This is a genomic window from Pseudomonas sp. DCB_AW (assembly GCF_026240895.1).
Classification (GTDB): domain Bacteria; phylum Pseudomonadota; class Gammaproteobacteria; order Pseudomonadales; family Pseudomonadaceae; genus Aquipseudomonas; species Aquipseudomonas kermanshahensis.
The window spans coordinates 137876-152748 of sequence record NZ_JAPFCE010000008.1 but is presented as its reverse complement, the minus strand read 5'-3'; the positions used below and the strand labels follow the sequence as shown (position 1 = coordinate 152748).

Below are 14873 nucleotides of genomic sequence, written 5' to 3'. Positions count from 1 at the left end.
TCAACGCCGACGGCAGCTACCGCTACGTCATCGACAACAGCAACGCCACCGTGCAGGCGCTCTCCCCTGGGCAGACGCTGGTCGAGCAGTTCACCTATCAGGTGGTCGATACCGACGGCCTGACCGCCGTCACCGTGCTGGTGATCACCCTCCAGGGCGCCAACGATGCGCCGGTGGCCGTCGACGACCAGGGTACTGCCAGCGCGGGGGCTACCGATGGCAGCCCGGCGCCAGTAAACGCCAGCGGTAACGTGATCACTGGCGATGGCGGCGTGGCCGCCGACACGGACGTCGACAACCTCGATCAGCCTACCGCGACCCAGCTCAAAGTCGATGGCGTGCGCAGCGGCCTGGAAGTCACTGGCGGCACGCTTACCCCAGTGGCCAACGGCGCGCCGGCCACTATCACCGGTACGGTTGGCCGCCTGGCCGACAACAGCCTGATCAGTGGCAACTTCGGCCAGTTGATCCTCAACGAAGACGGCAGCTACACCTTCGAAGTCAACAGCGCAGACCCAACCCTCCTTGCTTTGACGGCTGGGCAAAGCCTGGACGTGATCTTCACCTATCAGATTCACGACAGCGGCGGCCTGACCGACCAGGCGCAACTGGTGATCACCGTCACTGGCGTCAACGACCCACCCGTGGTCAACCCTGTAACGGTCGACGCCATCGAGGCGGGCGGGCTCAACAACACAAGCCCCGGCCTGGATCCGAGCGGCAATATCCAGGGCGCGTATACCGACCCGGACGGCGATACCCTGAGCGTCAGCACCGTGGTCAGCCCGAATGGCATCAATGGCACACCGGGCCAAGCCCTGGCTGGCAACTACGGCAGCCTGGTGCTGGATGCCCAAGGCAACTACCGCTACGTGGTGGACAACAGCAACGCTACGGTCCAGGCCCTGCGCACCGATGCCGATCGGCTGACCGAGGTGTTCCAGTACAGTGTCAGCGATGGCAACGGCAAAGTCGTCACGGCCACCTTCACCGTGGTCATCCATGGCCGCAACGACACCCCCGTCGCAGCCGATGACAACGCCATTGCCATCGAAGCGGGCGGCACCAATAACACAACGCCTGGCCAGCAGGGCAGCGGCAACGCGTTGAGCAACGACAGCGACGTCGATGCCGGCGACAGCAAGACAGTCGATGGCATCTACCTGGGCACCCTCGCCGCAGGCGGCACGTTCATTGAGGTGTCTGCGGGCCCGACCCTGGTAGCCGGCACCTACGGCACCCTGAGCATCGATGCCAACGGCAACTACGTCTACACCGTCAACGACAGCCTGGCCACCGTGCAGGCGCTCAAGGCCGGCGAGCAACTGCGCGAAACGTTCACCTACCGCATGCACGACACCGACGGCGCCGCCGCCCAAGCGCAGATCAACATCACCCTCGAAGGCCGCTACGACACCCCAGTGGCCCACGACGACTTCGCCTACGCCGTGGCGGTGGACGACGATGGCAGCGGCGGGCGCAATCCCACCGGCAATGTGCTGAACAACGACACCGATGTCGATGCCAACGACAGCAAAGTGGTCACCGCCGTGGGCCTGGACGAAGAAAGCAGCAACCCGGCCCTCGACCCGCTGACCGGCAGCGCCACCGTCACCACTACCTACGGCACCCTCACCCTCAACGCCGACGGCAGCTACCGCTTTGTGGTCAACTCCAACGACCCCGAAATCATTGCCCTCGGCCCGCTGGGCTTCGTCATCCAGCGCTATACCTACCAAGTCACCGACGGCGGCGGGCTGAGTGACACCGCGACCTTGACCGTCTTCATCCGCGGCGAAAACCAGCCGCCGATTGCCGGCCCCGACCAGGGCTTGGCCGTCGAGGCCAGCGGTGTCGACAACACCCTCCCGGGCAGCAACCCCAGCGGCAACGTGATGGACAATGACAGCGACCCGGACACCGTCAACATCCTGTTCCCGGAAACCCTCGAAGTGCTGGCGTTCTGGAGTGGCGACGGCCCGCTGCCGGGCAATGCCAGCCTGGTCGGGCAAACCCTGCGCGGCCAGTATGGCGACCTCACGCTCAATGGCGACGGCACCTGGAACTACGTGCTGGACAACAGCCTGCAGGCCGTTCAGCAACTGCGCGTCAGCGGCCAGACCCTGGTAGACAACTTCACCTACTTGCTGGCCGACTTCTGGGGCGGCACCGCCAACGGCCTGCTGACCATCACCATCGACGGCCGCAACGATTACCCCGTGGCCAACGACGACACCGCCATCGCAGTGGAGGCCGGCGGCGTGAACAACGGCACGGCTGGCGTCGACCCCCGCGGCAACGTGCTGGATAACGACACCGATGTCGACGGCGTGCAGTACGGCGAGACTAAGACGGTGCTGCAATACACCGGCGAAAATGGCCAGACCGCGTCTGCCGGGCAGGTGCTGCAGGGTCTCTATGGCACGCTGCTGATCACTGCCGACGGCAGCTACCAATATGTCGTCGACAATACCAACCCCACCGTGCAGGCCATGCGCAGCGCCGGCGAATCGCTGCGGGAGGTGTTCACCTACCGCATGCGCGACACTGCAGGCATCACTGCCGATGCCCGCCTGACCGTGACCATCCAGGGCGCCAACGACAACCCGGTGGCCCGCGACGACAGCAACACCGCCAGCGATCAAGTGCCGGCACCGCACACCAGCGGTAACGTGCTGCCCAATGACAGCGATGTAGACGGCGGCGACGGGCTGAGCGTGACCGGCATCCGCAGCGGCCAAGAGGCCGGTAGCGGCACTGTCGGCGTCATCGGCCAGCCCATCAAAGGCCAGTACGGCACTCTGGTGCTGAACGCCGATGGCAGCTACACCTACACCATCGACCTGAGCAACCGCGACGTGCTGGCGGCGGCCGGCCTGGGGCAGGTGCTCAAGGACTACTTCACCTACACGCTCAGCGACCTGGCAGGTGCCACCGATCAGGCCCAGTTGACCATCACCCTGGATATCTCCACCCCGTACATTCCGCCAGGGCCATACGTGGACCGCGACAGCCGCACCGGGCTGTCGTCGCAGCCACTGCCAGACGTGACTCCAGCGATTTTCGTCGCACCGGTTGTGGAGCGGGAGGAAGAAACCTTGACCCTGTCCGCCTGGGGCGCCGACGGCAGCGATGTGCGCCTGTTCGCTACACCCGAAATCGAAAGCGAGTCGCTTGGCAGCCAACTTGGCCAGGTCCACGGCCAGTTCGTTGCCCGCGCAGTGGCCGAGAGCCGGCGCGCCAGCGCGCATGAACAGAACTGGGTCGACGGCCGCCACGGGGTCATCAGCCTGACCGCCGATGGCCTGCTGCCGGACCCTTCGCTGTGGGCACCGCTGCCCACTGACATGGCGGCGCCACCGGAGCAAACGCCACAGCCTGCGCACGGCTTCCGTGCGCAATTGCGCGAAGCCGCCCAGCGCCGCGGCAGCAATGCCCCATGAAGCTGATGCCTATTTCACGGAAGGATCAAGGACTGCCTATGTCAGTATCAACATTGAAAAGCCTGAGCACCTTCACCGCTGTCAGCATCCTGCTCAGCGCCTGCTCGGCCTTCGAACCCAAGCCGTTCACCGAGGACGAAATGCGCCAGCGGGTGATCGAAGACCAGGCGCGGATGTACAAGGAACAGGAGCCGGTGAACGGGCCAATCACCTTCTACGAAGCCTCGGCACGGGCGTTGAAGTACAACCTCGACTACCGCCTGAAGCTGCTGGAAAGCGCGCTGGCGTCGGACCTGCGCGATGTCTCCAGCCACGAGATGCTGCCGCGCCTGGTCGCTTCGGCCGGTTACGCCGGGCGTAACAACGATTCCGGTGGCACATCGATCGGCATCGAGGACCGTCAGGTCAGCTTGCGCCCGTCCACGTCCGAAGAGCGCTACCGCACCCTCTACAGCCTCGGGCTGTCGTGGAGCCTGCTGGACTTCGGGGTCGCCTACTTCCGCACGCAGCAGAAGAATGACCAAATTCTGATGGCCGAAGAGCGCCGTGAAAAAGTCGCGCAGAATGTGTTGCAGGACGTGCGCAACGCCTACTGGCGCGCCCTTGGCGCGCAGCGCCTGCTGCCCCAGGTGGACGGCCTGCTGATGCGCACCCACCGCGCCCTGACGTCGGCCCGTGAAGCCGAGGGCAAAGGCCTGCTGCCACGCCAGGACATCCTCGCCTACCAGCGCGCCCTGCTCGATTCGGTGTACATGCTCACCGTGCGTCGCCAGGACCTGGAGTTCGCCCGCGCCGAACTGGCCGCGCTGATGTCGCTACCGCCCAATACCCGCATGGTCTTGGCCGATACCAGCGAACCGCCGCTGCCGCAGCTGAAAAGCAACGTCGAGCAACTGGAGCGCCTGTCGCTGGAACGCCGCCCGGAAATCATGGAAGAGTGGTACCGCAAACGCGTGAGCATGAACGACCTGAAGATCGCCAAGGCCCAACTGTGGCCTAACGTGAGCTTCAACTATGGCTACGAGTACGACTCCAACAAGTACCTGTACAACAGCGACTGGAACCAGACCGGTATCAATGTCTCGATGAACCTGCTACGCCTGCTGCAATACCCGGACATCACCGCGGCGGAGAAAAGCCAGGAGAAAACCGACGACATGCGCCGCACGGCCCTGTCGATGGCAATCCTCACCCAGGTCCGCGTTGGCCTGCTGCGCTACCAGTTGGCGCGCCAGGAGGTGGAGTTTGCCGACGAGAGCCTGCGGGTGGACCAGAGCCTGCTCAACTACGCGCAGTCGTCGCGCAGTGCCGCGCTGGGTAGCGAACTGGAACTGATCCGCGCCGAAGGCCGCCTGCTGCTGTCACGTTACCAGCGCGAAGCGGCCTACTCCGACGCCCAGGCTGCCTGGGGCCGGCTGTACAACTCGATCGGGTTCCAGGTCATGCCCAAGGAAATTGCCCAGCATGATGTAAAGGCCCTGGCACGTGAGATCCAGAACACCGTTGAGCAACAGACCCGCGACAACCTGCTGGCCGCCGGCCAATAAGGCCTACATTGATGCAGAAACAGGCAGACCTGCCTGTTTCTGCATGCGCTCACCCAATCCCGACGAAGTTCGCCTCATCGTTACCCTGGAAATCATTGCGGCACGCACATTCGAACTCGGCTTCGGCGCGCGTCGAAAAGCTCAGGCTGAGGCGCACCTTTTCTTGCGTATCGTAAAGGTCAAAACCCTCCCCCAAGGCACTGGGAAAACCAATGCGCCGAGGGAAGATCTCTTTATGGCGAGGTACCGCGGGAACCACAACGAAGCGCATGTGCATAATCAGCCCTCTCCGGCAGTTCTTTAGTATTAGTCTGCATATGGGAAAGACTCAAGCTGGCTCATGCAAAGAATGTGGTTAAACATAAAAAGCTCAGGATTATTGGAGCCATAAATACCGGGCCGGCGGTTGTTCAGGCGTTTTGTCAGAATCCCCGACAATAAATGCACCGCCCAACATTGCCCCGAAGTCACAACTGAACACAGACCTTCCTGTGTGTGAACAGAGGTATGCAGTCATGGCGAACAATCAAGACTGGGGTGCAAACCAAGGCGGCAACGCCAATACCGGTGCCGGCGATGCCGGTCAGAAAGGCGGCCAGGGTGCCGGAGGCGACATGCCCGACAAACAGAAAGGCGGCCAGCAACCAGGACAAAAACCTGAAGACAAGATGAACAAGGACTGGGACCGCTCAACTGACACGGGGCGCCAAGGTGGGCAGCCCGGCACTGACCAAGCCAACCGCCAAGACCCCGCCGACAAGGGCCGCATGGGTGGCCAGGCCGACCAAGGGGATGATCAGCAACGGGATGAAGACCGCTGATGCCTTTGGCCCCGGGGTGGCAATACGGCCCTGGGGCTAAAGTTTGAAACGCACATGGATCGTGCTTTTTGCTTGCGCACGGTCAACCGTGATCGCCTGGTTGCCATAACCCGAATAGCTTTTAACCAAGCGCATACCCAGGCCGGTACCCGTTGGTTTTGGGTAGGACTCCGGAAAACCATCGCCCTCGTCGGTGACGGTGATCAGCGCATGATCCCCTTGGCCACTCACGCTGACTTCCACCGTGCCTTTGCCATACTTCAAGGCGTTGGTGATGAGTTCGGAAATCACCAAACCCAGTGGCGCCATCCGTTCGGCTGGTAGGATGAACGTGTCCGCGTTGAGCAAGATTCTGCGCTCGGCCAACGCTTTGCCCAGGTCACCCAATAACGCCGCAAGGTAGTCACAGGCCCGCACGGCTTGGGCCTCAGCGTTCTGATAAAGCCGCTCATGCACGCTGGCGATGGTCAATACCCGAGTCGCCGCCGTCTCAAGCTGCAGCTTTACCGCCTCATCCTGTGCCATGTTTGCCTGCAGCAACAGCAACGTGTTGACCAGTTGCAGGCTGTTTTTGACCCGGTGATGGATTTCTTCCAGGTACAGGTCGCTTTTGCTCAGCTTGATGTTCTGCGCGTCGATCAACGACAGCAGCTGGGCTTCATGATGACGTCGCTCGGTGATGTCGCGTGAAACAGCGATCATCTTTTGAAAGTCCCCTTGCTCGCCAAAAATCGGCGCAACCGTCACGTCCCACCACTTAGGCTCCTGTTGCTGGGTTGGGCAAAAAGCCTCGAACCGGGTCGACTCGCCGCCTGTGACTTTACTGATCGCTTCCAGCACCAGGTTTCGGGATTCGTCAGGCCATAGCTGCGACCAAGCCACACCGCGAACCTGGGCCAGGTCGCCAATGTGCATCAGGCACATGCCGGCATCGTTCATGAATTCTATGTCGCCGCTCGCGGACAGGATCTTCACGCAATCGGGGCTGGCGTTGAGCACGCTCTCCGAATAAGGGTCGGACGAATGCATCTCCGAGCTTGCAGAAATTCGCTCGACCGCCATGGAGATGACGTTGGAGATGCCCTCCAGGAACACCAGGTCGCTTTCGATGAAGTCTTCGCCATTGCTGCTGTCGGCTTCGAGTACACCGAACGGGGCGGATGGCCCGCGAATGGGTACGTTGATCGCACGCTCGATGCCGTACTTTTTAAGCAATGAAGGGGTTCTGAAGCGTTGCTCCTGCCCCAGGTGGTTCGACAGCACTGGCCGGTAGGTGGAAATGGCATAGCCTGCGGGGCTGGCAATGTCCCCGCCCACCGTGGCATGCCCGATGTCGGCCTCGTCCCAACCCACGCCATGGGACAGCAAAAACTCGTCGCTGTCCGCCACCGGCGTGAGCACCTTGGCGAATGGCGTCTCCATGCCCTTGGCCACGACATCGCACGCCAGCGTCAGCAGCGCATCCAGGTTAGACGACTTCAGTGACATGACGCCGTACTCGACGACCAGTTCATGCTGCCGCCGGAGCCTGGCATGCGACTTCTGCAACGCGGCGCGAATGGTTTCGTCGGGAGATTGATGCTGCATGGGGACTATTTCCAGAAACGAGATAAAGATGCACGCTGAAGCGCTTTCGCCAGTGCGTCAGCACTGTGGTTTACACCGCGCATTGCCCTGATGCAACAACGAAATCAGTCTAACCCCGCCGCTCATGCGCGCCGAACACATGGCAGGTCATCTGCTCAACTCACCAAGATGGCCTGATGGTGTTCGATGGAGGGGATGGATACCTCCTCTCGCCGGGCGGCAAGCCACGCCCGCATGCGCTCGGTATCGAAAATCTGCCCCTCCTCCATCATCACGAGAATGAGTGATTGAGACATTCTGTAACACCCGCATTGCGAGCAGCGTCGCTCTTCCCAACCGAGCGGGCATTCGACGGAATCAGCATGTCCAGCGCAAATCAGACAACTCATGAAGCCCCCTTATGCTCTTTTTGGCGTGGGAAGTTGTGTACAGGTCGACAGGATGGGTCGCATAACGGACAGGCATGAGAATTTCATGCCAACTTTACATTCCCTTTAGGTAATGACCGCGCATCCCGTTCTGCTAGCCAAGGCTAAGCCGCACCTTGTCGAGCAGGTCACCGATCTGGAACGGTTTGATCAACAGGTCCATCCCCGTGTCCAGAAACGCCTGCCGATCCAGCGCCGTCTCGGCATAACCGGTCATGAACAAGACCGGCAGCCCCGGGCGGTAAACACGCGCCATGTCGGCCAGTTCGCGCCCACTCATGCCCGGCAGCCCGACATCGGTCAGCAACAACTCGATGTCGGCGTCTTCGCGCAGGTGGTCCAGCGCTTGCTCGATGGTTTCGGCCAGGGTGCAGCGATAACCCGCGTCGGCCAGCACTTCTGCCACCGACAGGCGCACAGAGGCCATGTCTTCGACCACCAGCACACGCTCGCCAGCGCCGCGCTGGTCCAATTGTGGCACCTGTGCCTCACAGGTGACCTGGTGGCTGCTGGCCGGCAACATCAACGTCACCTCGGTCCCCTGCCCTGGCACGCTGCAGATCGACACATGCCCACCCGACTGGCGGGCGAAGCCATAGATGGTCGATAGCCCAAGCCCGGTCCCTTGGCCGACCGGCTTGGTGGTGAAGAACGGGTCGAACACCCGCTCCAGCACCTCCGGTTCGATGCCGCCGCCATCATCGCGCACGCTCACCGCCACATAGGGGCCGTCCTGCAGGTAAGAGTTGCCATGCGACCAGCTCGCCGCGGTGTTAACCCAGATATGCCCGCCTTTGGCCAGGGCATCGCGGGCGTTGATCACCAGGTTGAGCACCGCACTCTCCAGCTGGATCGGGTCGACCAGGGCGATGGTCGGCTCGCTGGAAAGCTCCAGTACCAGCACGATCCGTTCGCCGATGGTGCGGGTGATCAGCTCTTCCAGCGAGCGCACGCGCTCGTTGATGTCCACCGGGCGGGTGTCCAACGGCTGCTGACGGGCAAATGCCAGCAGCCGGTGGGTCAGCGAAGCGGCGCTCATGGCTGAACTGAGCGCGGCGTCTGCGTAACTCGGGATCTTTTCCAGACGGTTCTGCGCCACCCGTTTGCGGATCAGCTCCAGGCTGGTGATGATGCCGGTCAGCAGGTTGTTGAAGTCATGGGCAATCCCCCCTGTCAGGCTGCCCAAGGCATCCATCTTTTGTAACTGCAGCAGTTGCGCCTCGGTCTGCGCCCGCTGCGCCATTTCTCGCGCCAGCTGGGTGTTGGCGTCATCCAGGCGTGCCAGGTGCGAGCGTTCGCGGTGGCGGTGTTCGGTGACGTCCTCGACGAACACCAGGCAGAACCCTGGCGCTCGGTAGGGCGAAAGCTGCCACTCGGTGTCCCGTGGCTGGCCGTGCACGCTCATGCCCAGCGTGCCACGCCAGCGCTGGCCAGCGGCCAGGTGCTGGCGCAAGGCGGCGATGGCGGTTTGCTGACCGTCGACAAAGCACTCCTGCAGCGCCTTGGGGTTACGGTTGTCTTGGGTCAGCTGGGCGAATGCATGGTTGCACTCATGCACCTTGAGCTCGGCATCGAGCACGGCGATGGGTGCCGAGACATTGGTGAAGATTTCCCGAAAGTTGGCCTCGCTTGCACGCAGCGCCCGCTCGGTATCGCGCACCCGCATCAGGGTCCGCAGGGTCGCCACCAGCACATCCGGGTCCACTGGATGCACCAGGTAAGCGTCGGCACCGGCATCGAGCCCGGTAACGATGTCGCCGGTCTGGATCGAAGCCGCCGACACGTGAATCACCGGCAGCAGTGCAGTCTCAGGGTCCGCGCGCAGCAACCGGACGATATCGAAACCGCTCATGTCCGGCAGGTTGACGTCGAGGATCAGCCCGTCTATCTGCTCGCTGCCGATCATGGCCAGCCCCTCGCCACCGGTGCCCGCCTCCAGCACCTGGTAGCCATGCAGGGCCAGGCGGCGACGCAGCGCATAACGCGTGGCGACGTTGTCGTCGACAATTAGCAGGCGAATGTCAGGGTTCATCAACGCTCTCCTGGGCCAGCGCCAGCGGGATGACGACAAAGAACGACGACCCTTCGCCCGGCACACTGTCCACCCCTACTTCACCGCCCAGCAAGGCCGCGAAGCGCTTGCACAGTGACAAGCCGAGGCCAGTGCCGCGCAGGCGTTTCTGCAGCGGCGAGTCGATTTGGGCGAAGTCTTCGAACAGCCCGCCCAGCAGCTCAGGTGCGATGCCGATGCCCGTGTCGGTCACAGCAAAACGAATCTGGTCGTTGCCCTGCAAGTGCGCCGACACCCGCACTTCGCCACGGGTGGTGAACTTCAGCGCGTTGGAGATGAAGTTGCGCAGGATCTGCGCCAGCTTCTTGTCATCGGTATACATCTTCGGCAGCCCGTGTGGCTCCTCAAAGATGAGGTCCACCGAGCCCATGTCGACGATCGGGCGGAACATCCCGCGCAAGGCAGCGAACAGGTCGAGCATGTCGAACCAGGCCGGCGAGATGGTGATGCGACCGGCTTCGATCTTGGCCAGGTCGAGCAAGTCGTCGACCATGTCGCTGAGTTCGCGCGTGGCGTTGCTGACGAACGCCACCTGCAATTGTTGCTCCTTGCTCAGCGGCCCATCCACTTCGTCGGCCAGCAGGCTGGTGATGCTCAGGATCGAGCCCAGGGGTGTGCGGAACTCGTGGCTCATGTAGGAAAGGAAGCGGCTTTTCAGGTCCGAGGCCTGGCGCAACTGTTCGGCCTGGGTATCGAGCTCGGCGTAAAGCGCCAGCACACCCTGGTTGGTTTCTTCCAGCTCTGCGCGCAGGGCTTGGTTTTCGGCCTGCAGGTGTGCCACGCAGGCAGCCTGCTCGGCCTGGTTGTCGTCAGGCATGCACCGTCTCCAAATCGAGGACCAGCACGGTCACATCGTCCCGCCCACGGCAGAAGTCGCGATGCAATACCGCCGCGATCACGGCTGGGTGGCGGAGCACGAGGCCCGGGTAGGCTTGAAGGTTCCAACGGGACTGCAGGCCGTCACTGAACATGATCAACAGGTTTCCCTTCACGTGAGCGTAGTCGAACACTTGCCCTTTGCGGTATTGCCCGCCGACGATGCCGGGGTGCGAGGCCAGGCCCCGCGGGCGTTCGCCGCCGACCAGGGTGGCGCCGATGTTGCCGATACCGATGAACGCGACACTGTCACGCGCGCCCTCGTACTGGGCAATCGCGACGGCCCCGCCGCGCGTGCCGGCCATGGCCTGGTGCAGCTCGCCCAGCAGCTGCTGCGGCGCGCTGAAGGGGCTCTGGGCAAAGGCCTGTGCGCCTGCTTTGGCGGCGCGTTCCGCTTCTTCGCCATGGCCTAGGCCGTCGATCAACAAGGCACTCACGCGCTGCTCGCCGAGGGTCACGTGCCATGTATCGCCACAGGCTGGGTCGTCATGCAATGAATGCTGGCTGACGCCCAGGCGAATGTCCTTGGGCGTGCCGTCTTGTTTATAGACCCGCGCCAGTACCACCGCGCCTTGTGCGTCGGTGTGCACATCGAATACCTGTGCCAGGCGGCTCACAGCGCCCAGGCCGATACCTTGGGTGCCCCCGGTGGAATAGCCATCGACCAGGCAGTTGGCCAGGTCGAAGCCATGGCCGCGGTCTACCGCCAGCAACTCGATGCCAGGCTGTTCGCCATGGGCAAGCACGCGCAGGTGCAGCTCGCCGCGTGCGGCGTGCTTGAGCACATTGCTGGCAAGTTCGGTGGCGACGAGGGCTGCCCGGCCTGCATCGGCGGCATCGAAGCCCTGCTGTTCGGCAAGTTTCTGCACCACGCGTCGGGCGTGACCGACCTGGCTGGCATCGTCGAGGCGCAGCACCTGGGTCAGGCTTGCGCTCAGGCTCATATCCATCGGGTGATCATTACCCGGGTACCTTGCCCGGGCGCGGTGTCCAGCTCGAATTCGTCGACCAGGCGTCGTGCGCCGGTCAGGCCAAGGCCCAGGCCGCCGCCCGAGGTCCAGCCATCGGTCAGGGCCAGTTTGATGTCGGCAATACCCGGCCCTTCGTCACGGAACACCAGGCGTACGCCGACACGGCCGGCCTCTTCGATGACCTCCCAGTCCATGTCGCCGCCCCCGCCGTACACCACGGTGTTACGGGCAAGCTCACTGACGGCGGTGACCAGTTTGGTCAAGTCGACCAGGCGCATGCCGCAATCGCTGGCGATCTTGCGCGTCAATTGGCGGGCCAGTACCACGTCCTGCTCGATACGTACCGGCTGGCTGCCACGCTCGCGGGTGCTCATGAGTGGCCTACCCGCTTACGCAACAGGTGCATGCCGCGATCGACATTGAGCGCGGTGCTGACACCCGGCAGGGTCAGCCCTAGCTCCACCAGGGTGATCGCCACCGCCGGCTGCATGCCGACCAGCACAGTCTCGGCATCCATGATGCGCGACAGCCCCGAGATAGTGGCAATCATGCGGCCGATGAACGAGTCGACCATGTCCAGTGCCGAGATGTCGATCAGCACGCCACGGGCCGAGGTGTGTTCGATGCGATCGGTCAGGTCGTCCTGCAGGCGCAGCGCCAGTTGGTCATGCATATCGACCTGGATGGTCACCAGCAGGAACTCGCCCATTTGCAATATGGGGATTCGCTCCATGGGCTCAGCCCCGCTCGCCAGCAGCGGTACCCAGGCGCGCCAGCGCCAGCTTCAGGGCATCGGCGAGGTTGGACTTGGTGGTCAGCGTGCCCAGGTCCAGGCCCAGGTGCACGATGGTTTGCGCAATTTGCGGGCGCACGCCGCTGATAATGCAGTCGGCGCCCATGAGGCGGATGGCGGTCACGGTCTTGAGCAGGTGCTGGGCCACCAGGGTATCGACTGTTGGCACGCCCGTGATGTCGATAATGGCGATCTCGGAGCCTGTGTCGACGATGCGTTGCAACAGCGACTCCATCACGGTCTGGCTGCGATGGGAGTCCAGGGTGCCAATCAGTGGCAACGCCAGGACGCCTTCCCACAACTTGACCACGGGGGTCGACAGCTCCAGCAGTTCTTCCTGCTGACGCTTGATCACGGCTTCGCGATTCTTCTGGTAGGTGCGGATGGTGTGCAGGCCAAAGGCATCGAACAGCGACGAAATCTCCCACAGCTGCTCGGCCAGCAGCGCGGGCTGCTCGCGGTAATGGGCTTGCAGCAAGTTGAACAGCGGGCCCTTCAGCGCAAAGATGAAGAACGCCGTCTGATGGGACTCTTGGCCCACCTGGGCGCGGCTGGCAGACAGCTTCTCGAGGAAGCGGCGTGTCTCTTCCCAGCCTTCGGCAGCGATGTTGGTGCCGCTTTCATTGCGCAAGCCGTCGACCACCAACTGGAGGAATTCACGGGTTTCCTGGCGCAGGTCCTGTTCGCGGATGTTACGCGTCGCCCCGTTGGCTTCGAGTGCGGCGTGCCACTCACTCAGCAGCTGCGCCTGATTGCTGACAATCGCTTCCAACGTACTGTTTTGCAGTGCTGCCATGTCGAGTTAGCTCCGTAAAATGCGTGGCCGGTGCCCCATAATTCGTACCGGCTCCGAGAAGTGACATTTGCCGAGGGAAATAGTTGTGGCGACTGGCAATTAATTGCATTGCGCCATCGCACGTGCCGCTAACTCTAGGCCAAGAATGCCTGGCGCGTTGCGAATCGAAGCCCGCCTACACCGGCAACTCGGTGGTGAGCTTGATTTTCTCCATGGGCACTTCGGTCTTGACGTTTTGCACCACACTCAGGCTGGTCAAGTGAGCGATCTGGAAGCGGCGATAGGCCTCAAGGTCCGCTGCTACCACTCGTAGCAGCAAGTCGCAGTCGCCCGCCATGACGTGGCACTCCACCACTTCGGGCAGCAGCCGCACGGCCTCGACGAACTCTTCGGTGGTGTCCTGGTCTTGGCGCTTGAGCCACACCCGCACGAACAAGGTCAGGCCCAGCGCCACTTTGGCCGGGTCCACCAGCGCCACATAGCGCTCGATAACGCCGGCTTCTTCCAGCAGGCGCACCCGCCGCAGGCACGGTGAGGGCGACAACCCCACCTGTTTGGCCAGTTCCTGGTTCTGTAGGCGGCCGTCGCGTTGCAGCGCCCGCAGGATACGTCGATCGATGGCGTCGAGTTTGATTGGCATTGAAAACCTTTGATTGGAATATTTCGGCAGCAGATGCCGAATAATCACGCCAGTAGAGCCACTACGCAACCCGATTTCAGCGATTCATTGGAATAATTTGCCCCCACTGGAGGTGACCATGAATGCCCTTGAATCCGTAGTTGAAGATCCCCCTGCAACGCCAGAACGCGAATGCCCCGCTGCCGCGTCCACCGAGCCACCACCGCAATCGAGCCCGCGCACCGGCGCCACTTCTTCGAGGGGGTGTCAGTCGGTGGCCTGGGTCAGCTTCATCACGCTCGGCGCGTTGATCGGGCCGCTGCTGGGTGACCTGCACCCCTACGGCTTGGGCACGGCATTTGCCGCCGTCTTGCTGGTACTGCTCAAGGGCCTGTGGAAAGGGGTGCACGCCGCCCTGCCCTGGCTGTTCAGCCTGGTGACTGCAGGGCTGTTCTACCTGCTGATTCCCGGTGGCGGGTACGTGCTGGCGGGCACGCTGGCCGGTCTGGTCAGCGCGTACCTGTGGGCCAAGCCATTCACCCGGGTGCTGAACGCCGCCCCTGGCTGCGTGCTGGTTGCCGTGATCACGCCCGCCTTCGTTTCTGGCCACTCCGCAGACCTCATCGCCCTGGCACTTACCGCTTATGCCGCTTCACGGTTTTCAATCTTGCCAGTGATGCTGTTCGCCCTCGCCGTGACCGCTGCGATGCGTACGCTACTGTCTGTCTGATACCAGCACGCCTGCAGCCGGAATGGGTCTACCCGCGAAGTAGGCACCACCTTGGATGGCACGGGCTTCGCCCGTGTTCGCGGGTAAACCCGCTCCCACAGGGTCAGCAACTCGCTTGCAATCTTTGTTCTCTGCTCGACAGCACAGCCCAGAAATTTGAACAAGACCGTTGCTCCCACACAGTCAGTGGC

General features: G+C 62.7%; 14 protein-coding genes. 4 read left to right on the top strand and 10 right to left on the bottom strand.

Annotated elements, in window-relative coordinates; translation table 11 throughout:
* Together OO306_RS08125 and OO306_RS08120 are read left to right on the top strand one after the other, a co-directional pair.
* Window positions 1-3443 (top strand): VCBS domain-containing protein (locus OO306_RS08125; protein WP_265968299.1); only part of this gene is annotated, 3443 nt, incomplete at its 5' end.
* 38 nt (window positions 3444-3481) lie between these two features.
* A complete protein-coding gene (locus OO306_RS08120) occupies window positions 3482-4990 on the top strand; it encodes a TolC family protein (RefSeq protein ID WP_265968297.1) in 1509 nt (502 codons plus the stop codon).
* 49 nt (window positions 4991-5039) lie between these two features.
* Here OO306_RS08120 and OO306_RS08115 read toward each other — a convergent pair whose 3' ends face one another.
* A complete protein-coding gene (locus OO306_RS08115; protein WP_265968301.1) occupies window positions 5040-5273 on the bottom strand; it encodes a hypothetical protein in 234 nt (77 codons plus the stop codon).
* 232 nt (window positions 5274-5505) lie between these two features.
* Here OO306_RS08115 and OO306_RS08110 point away from each other — a divergent pair, with 232 nt between their 5' ends.
* A complete protein-coding gene (locus OO306_RS08110; RefSeq protein WP_265968296.1) occupies window positions 5506-5811 on the top strand; it encodes a hypothetical protein in 306 nt (101 codons plus the stop codon).
* 36 nt (window positions 5812-5847) lie between these two features.
* On the opposite strand, the gene OO306_RS08105 is transcribed toward OO306_RS08110, so the two are convergent.
* The 9 genes from OO306_RS08105 to OO306_RS08065 all read right to left on the bottom strand — a co-directional run bounded on the left by OO306_RS08105 (window position 5848) and on the right by OO306_RS08065 (window position 13973).
* Entirely contained in the window at window positions 5848-7398 is a 1551-nt protein-coding gene (locus OO306_RS08105) for a sensor histidine kinase (protein WP_265968294.1), read from the bottom strand.
* A gap of 155 nt (window positions 7399-7553) precedes the next feature.
* Entirely contained in the window at window positions 7554-7694 is a 141-nt protein-coding gene (locus OO306_RS08100; RefSeq protein WP_265968293.1) for a hypothetical protein, read from the bottom strand.
* Window positions 7695-7920: 226 nt separating this feature from the next.
* Window positions 7921-9858 (bottom strand): response regulator, encoded by a 1938-nt coding sequence (locus OO306_RS08095; RefSeq protein WP_265968292.1) that lies wholly within the window; start codon window positions 9856-9858, stop codon window positions 7921-7923.
* Window positions 9848-10714, bottom strand: a complete 867-nt coding sequence (locus OO306_RS08090; RefSeq protein WP_265968291.1) for a sensor histidine kinase KdpD — start codon at window positions 10712-10714, stop codon at window positions 9848-9850. Before OO306_RS08090 ends, OO306_RS08095 begins: the two co-directional genes overlap by 11 nt.
* Window positions 10707-11723, bottom strand: a complete 1017-nt coding sequence (locus OO306_RS08085) for an ATP-binding protein (protein ID WP_172960363.1) — start codon at window positions 11721-11723, stop codon at window positions 10707-10709. The genes OO306_RS08090 and OO306_RS08085 overlap by 8 nt, the downstream gene beginning before the upstream one ends.
* The gene (locus tag OO306_RS08080; RefSeq protein ID WP_099429624.1) at window positions 11714-12118 is read right to left on the bottom strand and encodes an anti-sigma regulatory factor; all 405 of its coding nucleotides are present in this window, start codon (window positions 12116-12118) and stop codon (window positions 11714-11716) included. Before OO306_RS08080 ends, OO306_RS08085 begins: the two co-directional genes overlap by 10 nt.
* Entirely contained in the window at window positions 12115-12477 is a 363-nt protein-coding gene (locus tag OO306_RS08075) for an STAS domain-containing protein (RefSeq protein WP_027596405.1), read from the bottom strand. The genes OO306_RS08080 and OO306_RS08075 overlap by 4 nt, the downstream gene beginning before the upstream one ends.
* Window positions 12478-12481: 4 nt before the next feature.
* Window positions 12482-13333, bottom strand: coding sequence for an STAS domain-containing protein (locus OO306_RS08070; protein WP_238211573.1), 852 nt, complete (start codon window positions 13331-13333; stop codon window positions 12482-12484).
* 175 nt (window positions 13334-13508) lie between these two features.
* A complete protein-coding gene (locus OO306_RS08065; protein ID WP_265968289.1) occupies window positions 13509-13973 on the bottom strand; it encodes an Lrp/AsnC family transcriptional regulator in 465 nt (154 codons plus the stop codon).
* 118 nt (window positions 13974-14091) lie between these two features.
* Between OO306_RS08065 and OO306_RS08060 the strand changes: the two genes are divergently transcribed.
* Complete coding sequence (locus OO306_RS08060; RefSeq protein ID WP_265968288.1) at window positions 14092-14682, top strand: hypothetical protein; 591 nt, start codon at window positions 14092-14094, stop codon at window positions 14680-14682.
* Window positions 14683-14873: the final 191 nt, after the last annotated feature.

Bases quoted from the DNA above. Each gene is read 5' to 3' on its own strand.
- OO306_RS08090 (WP_265968291.1), bottom strand. From the start codon at position 10,714: ATGCCTGACGACAACCAGGCCGAGCAGGCTGCCTGCGTGGCACACCTG.
- OO306_RS08105 (WP_265968294.1), bottom strand. From the start codon at position 7,398: ATGCAGCATCAATCTCCCGACGAAACCATTCGCGCCGCGTTGCAGAAG.
- OO306_RS08085 (WP_172960363.1), bottom strand. From the start codon at position 11,723: ATGGATATGAGCCTGAGCGCAAGCCTGACCCAGGTGCTGCGCCTCGAC.
- OO306_RS08080 (WP_099429624.1), bottom strand. From the start codon at position 12,118: ATGAGCACCCGCGAGCGTGGCAGCCAGCCGGTACGTATCGAGCAGGAC.
- OO306_RS08120 (WP_265968297.1), top strand. From the start codon at position 3,482: ATGTCAGTATCAACATTGAAAAGCCTGAGCACCTTCACCGCTGTCAGC.
- OO306_RS08075 (WP_027596405.1), bottom strand. From the start codon at position 12,477: ATGGAGCGAATCCCCATATTGCAAATGGGCGAGTTCCTGCTGGTGACC.
- OO306_RS08100 (WP_265968293.1), bottom strand. From the start codon at position 7,694: ATGTCTCAATCACTCATTCTCGTGATGATGGAGGAGGGGCAGATTTTC.
- OO306_RS08070 (WP_238211573.1), bottom strand. From the start codon at position 13,333: ATGGCAGCACTGCAAAACAGTACGTTGGAAGCGATTGTCAGCAATCAG.
- OO306_RS08065 (WP_265968289.1), bottom strand. From the start codon at position 13,973: ATGCCAATCAAACTCGACGCCATCGATCGACGTATCCTGCGGGCGCTG.
- OO306_RS08095 (WP_265968292.1), bottom strand. From the start codon at position 9,858: ATGAACCCTGACATTCGCCTGCTAATTGTCGACGACAACGTCGCCACG.
- OO306_RS08060 (WP_265968288.1), top strand. From the start codon at position 14,092: ATGAATGCCCTTGAATCCGTAGTTGAAGATCCCCCTGCAACGCCAGAA.
- OO306_RS08110 (WP_265968296.1), top strand. From the start codon at position 5,506: ATGGCGAACAATCAAGACTGGGGTGCAAACCAAGGCGGCAACGCCAAT.